This window comes from Hydrogenophaga sp., from assembly GCF_036675665.1.
Lineage (GTDB): Bacteria > Pseudomonadota > Gammaproteobacteria > Burkholderiales > Burkholderiaceae_C > Hydrogenophaga.
This window is the reverse complement of the sequence record NZ_JAKFEO010000004.1, coordinates 1-1,721: the sequence shown is the minus strand read 5'-3', so window position 1 is coordinate 1,721 and position 1,721 is coordinate 1. Positions and strand designations below refer to the sequence as shown.

Genomic DNA, 1,721 nt, shown 5'->3' with positions numbered 1-1,721 from the left:
TTGATGCTGCTCCACAGGTCGCTCGCCGCCATGTAGCGCGGCTTGGCGATGGTCGCCGCCAGCGCCGCGGGATCCAGCTCGGATTTCCAGCGCATGCCCAGCACCTGCTGCTGGGTGACCGAACGCTCGTTGAAGGTGGTGCGCAACACGTTCTTCAGCACCCAGGTGCCTTCGAAGTGTTCGGCGGTCGCGGCGTGGGCGATGGACGCCAGCCTGCCGTCCTCGGCCAGTTCGTACAGGCGCACGTCGCGCAGCTGCAGCCACTGCTTGCCGTCCTGGATCCGCTCGTCGCCGCTCTGGGCATTGAGGAAGGTGTTTCCTTCCCGCGCCCACAGGCCCGAATACTTGGCCACTGCCAGGTTGTCGGAAGTGGCGGATGTCTTGAGGGTGTCGGCCAGGGTCTGGCCGCGGGTGCCCACGGCTTCCATGCCAAACACCATCAGCCCTGTCAGCAACGCCAGGGTGATCGCCACCGACAGGGTCAGGCGTCGCCGCGACAGACCCACGGCGCGCAACGCGATCAGTTCCGAACTGGTCGCCAGCTGGCCCAGGCCCATCAGTGCGCCGATGACGGCCGAGGTCGGGAACATGGTGTAGGCGCGGCGCGGAATTGTGTAAGCGATGTAAGCCACCGCGTGCCCGAAGCTGTAGTTGCCCTTGCCCAGGTCGCCGACTTCGCCGGCCATGGCGTTGATCACGTCCAGGCCCACCAGCACCGCCCAGACCAGCAGCACCGTGGTCAGGACCACGCGGCCCACGTACAGATCGTGCAGGTTGGGTCGCAATCTCATGATCCGGCCCCGTGCCGCGACATGCGGCCATCACGCAGGTACAGCCATGCGCCCAGCACCAGCAGCGGCAGAGTCAGCCACCAGAGCCCGAGCAGGGGCGGGATCTTGCCGTCCGACAGCGCCTGGGTGCCGATGAACATCAGGTTGGTGCCCACCAGGTAGGCAAGGAAGCCCAGCATGATCCGGCCGTAGCGCGCCTGCCGCGGCGAACTGCGTGCCAACGGCAGGGTCAGCAGCGCGAATGCCAGCGCCAGCAGGGGCGGGGCGATGCGCGAATGCAGCTGGGCATTCGCGTCGGGTCGCTTGTCCCCGAACAGGTCCCGGGTCGTCATCAGCTCCGGGTCGGCCTCATCGCGGACGTCGGCACGGTCGGGCAGCGCGAATTCGTTGCTGGCGTAGCGCATCAAATTGTAGTCGCGGCCCTGGTCCAGGGGCCCTTCGACTCGGAACCCCTCGTCCAGCCGCATGTACCGGTCGCGCGCGCCTTCGAAGAACATCTCGCCGCTGCGCGCGGTGACCACGTCCAGCCGATCCCCCTCCTGGCGCTGCACGAACACGCGCCGCATGTGGGTGCCATCGGCGGTGATGCCGCCCACATAAATGACGCTGCCATTGGGCAATACAGTGAACCTGCCGGCATCCAGGCCCGCCACGATCAGGCTGCGGTTGGCGTGCTCGATCATGCGTTCGCTGGTGCGGTCGGCCCAGGGGCCCAGCCACAGCGACAGCGTGCCGACCAGCGCCACCACCGGCACCACCAGCATCAGCAAGGGCTTCAGCATCCGTCCCGGGCCGATGCCGATCGAGGTCAGCACCGGCATTTCCGAATCGCGGTACAGCCGCGCGAAGGCCAGCAACAGCCCCAGCATCAGCGCCAGGGGCAGGATCAGGGCCAGGTAGTTGAGCAGTTGCAGGCCCAGCTGCGACAGC

At 67.3% G+C, this 1,721-nt stretch carries 2 protein-coding genes; both read right to left on the bottom strand.

Annotation, left to right across the window (positions count from 1 at the left end; genetic code table 11):
• A partial coding sequence (locus tag V6M63_RS00260; protein WP_332738323.1) for an LptF/LptG family permease occupies window positions 1–791 on the bottom strand: 791 nt, incomplete at its 3' end.
• On the bottom strand, window positions 788–1,721 hold a 934-nt coding region (lptF, locus tag V6M63_RS00255), incomplete at its 5' end, for an LPS export ABC transporter permease LptF (RefSeq protein ID WP_332738321.1). The genes lptF and V6M63_RS00260, both read right to left, overlap by 4 nt.